3 protein-coding genes are annotated in these 2,780 nt (G+C 65.2%); all 3 read right to left on the bottom strand.

The features are described 5' to 3' along the window. Positions 1 to 42 precede the first annotated feature (42 nt). The 3 genes from atpA to AC1DQP_RS19095 are packed head-to-tail and all read right to left on the bottom strand — an operon-like array spanning position 43 to position 2,636. Positions 43 to 1,590 (bottom strand): F0F1 ATP synthase subunit alpha, encoded by a 1,548-nt coding sequence (gene atpA, locus AC1DQP_RS19105; RefSeq protein WP_312238858.1) that lies wholly within the window; start codon positions 1,588 to 1,590, stop codon positions 43 to 45. 44 nt (positions 1,591 to 1,634) lie between these two features. Continuing rightward, the gene (locus AC1DQP_RS19100; RefSeq protein ID WP_256776900.1) at positions 1,635 to 2,162 is read right to left on the bottom strand and encodes a F0F1 ATP synthase subunit delta; all 528 of its coding nucleotides are present in this window, start codon (positions 2,160 to 2,162) and stop codon (positions 1,635 to 1,637) included. Between the two features lie 3 nt (positions 2,163 to 2,165). Beyond that, positions 2,166 to 2,636 (bottom strand): F0F1 ATP synthase subunit B, encoded by a 471-nt coding sequence (locus AC1DQP_RS19095; RefSeq protein ID WP_128097913.1) that lies wholly within the window; start codon positions 2,634 to 2,636, stop codon positions 2,166 to 2,168. Between the last annotated feature and the right edge of the window lie 144 nt (positions 2,637 to 2,780).

Genomic DNA, 2,780 nt, shown 5'->3' with positions numbered 1-2,780 from the left:
TTCAAGCCCAGCGGAGCAACGCTCCGCTCTACAGGACCGGTATTACCAGCTGCCGGTGGTCTTGAACTCGGAGATGCCCTGCTTGAAGGCAGCTTCGATCTCGTTGTCCCAACCGCCGGTGGCGTTGATCTTGTTGATCAGCTCGCCCTGGGTGTTGGCGAAGTGGGCGTGCAGGCCCTCTTCCAGTGCCAGCAGCTTGTTGACCGGCACGTCGTCGAGGTAACCCTCGTTGACGGCGTAGATCGACAGCGCCTGGTTGGCGATCGACATCGGGGCGTACTGCTTCTGCTTCATCAGCTCGGTGACGCGCTGACCGCGCTCAAGCTGCTTGCGGGTGGCTTCGTCCAGGTCCGAGGCGAACTGCGCGAACGCAGCCAGCTCGCGGTACTGCGCCAGCGAGATACGGATGCCGCCGGACAGCTTCTTGATGATCTTGGTCTGGGCCGCACCACCGACGCGCGACACCGAGATACCGGCGTTCACGGCCGGGCGGATGCCGGAGTTGAACAGATCGGTTTCCAGGAAGATCTGGCCGTCGGTGATGGAGATCACGTTGGTCGGCACGAAGGCCGAGACGTCGCCGGCCTGGGTTTCGATGATCGGCAGCGCGGTCAGCGAGCCGGTCTTGCCTTTGACGGCACCGTTGGTGAACTTCTCCACATACTCTTCGGACACGCGGGCAGCGCGCTCGAGCAGGCGGGAGTGCAGGTAGAACACGTCACCCGGGTAGGCTTCGCGGCCCGGCGGGCGCTTCAGCAGCAGCGAGATCTGGCGGTAGGCAACGGCCTGCTTGGACAGATCGTCGTACACGATCAGCGCGTCTTCGCCGCGGTCCATGAAGTACTCGCCCATGGTGCAGCCCGAGTAGGCGCTGATGTACTGCATCGCGGCCGATTCGGACGCGGTCGCAGCAACCACCACGGTGTGCGCCAGGGCGCCGTTCTCTTCCAGCTTGCGCACGATGTTGGCCACGGTCGAGGCCTTCTGGCCGATCGCGACGTACACGCACTTGATGCCGGTGGTCTTCTGGTTGATCACCGCATCGATGGCCAGGGCGGTCTTGCCGGTCTGGCGGTCACCGATGACCAGCTCGCGCTGGCCGCGGCCGATCGGGATCATCGAGTCGACGGACTTGTAACCGGTCTGCACCGGCTGGTCGACCGACTTGCGCCAGATCACGCCCGGGGCAACGCGCTCCACCGGCGCAGTGGCCTTGGCGGCGATCGGGCCCTTGCCGTCGATCGGCTCGCCCAGCGCGTTGACCACGCGGCCGAGCATTTCCGGACCGACCGGCACTTCCAGGATGCGGCCGGTGGTCTTGGCGACGTCGCCTTCGCGCAGGTGCTCATAGGCACCCAGCACCACGGCGCCGACCGAGTCGCGCTCCAGGTTCAGTGCCAGGGCGAAGGTGTTGTTCGGCAGTTCGATCATTTCGCCCTGCATCACGTCGGCCAGACCGAAGATGCGCACGATGCCGTCGGACACGCTGGTCACGGTGCCTTCGTTGCGCGATTCCGCGGCCAGCTTGACCTTCTCGATGCGGTTCTTGATCAGTTCGCTGATTTCGGAGGGGTTGAGCGTGGTTGCCATCGTCAAGTCCTAGTGCCGGCGATCACGCCGGACGTTAAATGAATTCAGTTAGCGAGCGCGGTCTGCAGGCGCGACAGCTTGCCCTTGAGCGAGCCATCGATGACCACATCGCCGGCGTCGATCACGGCACCGCCGATCAGCGAGGCATCGACCGCGGTCGTCACGTCCACCTCGCAGCCGAAGCGCTTGCGCAGCGCGGCCTTGATGGCGTCCAGTTCGGCGCCGGACAGGTCGGTGGCCGAGGTCACCGTGGCCTTGACCACGTGCTCGGCTTCAGCGCGCAGCTGGGCGTACATGCCGGCGATTTCCGGCAGCAGCGGCAGACGGTGCGCACCGGCCAGGATGGCCAGGAAGCGACCGAAGGTCTCGCTGGACGATTCCGGGGCCAGCAACGCGACGGCTTCGCCGCGGTCCAGTTCCGGGTTCGACAGCAAGGCCGCCACGCGCGGGTCGGCGGCTACGTGGGCGGAGAACGCAAGCGCGTCCGACCACGGCGCGAACGTGCCTTCGTCGCGCGCGGTCGCGAACGCGGCGCGGGCATACGGGCGTGCAAGCGTGAGGGCCTGGCTCATCGATCAGATCTCCGATGCCAGCTCGTCGAGCAGCGCCTTGTGGGCGTTGGCATCGATTTCGCGCTTGAGCAGCTTTTCGGCACCGCTCACCGCCAGCGCGGACACCTGCTTGCGCAGATCCTCACGGGCACGGTTGGCGGCAGCCTCGATTTCAGCGTGGGCCAGATCTTTCTGGCGGTTCGCTTCGGCGATGGCTTCATTCTTGGCGGCTTCAACGATCTGATTGGCGCGCGCGTGGGCCTGGTCGATGATCTCGTTGGCCTTGCCGCGTGCATCCTTCAGTGCTTCGTTGACCTTTTCCTGCGCCTGGGCCARATCCTTCTGGCTGCGGTCGGCAGCGGCGAGGCCTTCAGCGATCTTCTGCTGACGCTCTTCGATGGCATTCATCAGCGGCGGCCAGATCTTGGTCGCGATGATCCAGATCAGACCGGCGAACGCCAGTGCCTGGGCAACGAGGGTAAAACCGATTTCCATGGGGTTCGCTCAATCTGGGGTGATGGGGTGGTTGCGCCGCCTGCGGCGGCGCAGCCGTTCCTTCATCCGCGATCAGGCGCACGCGGCGCCTGATCGTTCGCTTTCAATGGATCAGCCAGCAACCAGCTTGGCCTGGTCCAGCAG

It is taken from the genome of Stenotrophomonas sp. P5_A8 (assembly GCF_056400545.1).
The sequence above is the reverse complement of the archived record's forward strand: the minus strand, read 5'-3'. Positions and strand labels throughout refer to the sequence as shown.

Coding starts and splice junctions, on each gene's coding strand:
- AC1DQP_RS19100 (WP_256776900.1), bottom strand. CDS start 2,162: ATGAGCCAGGCCCTCACGCTTGCACGCCCGTATGCCCGCGCCGCGTTC.
- atpA (WP_312238858.1), bottom strand. CDS start 1,590: ATGGCAACCACGCTCAACCCCTCCGAAATCAGCGAACTGATCAAGAAC.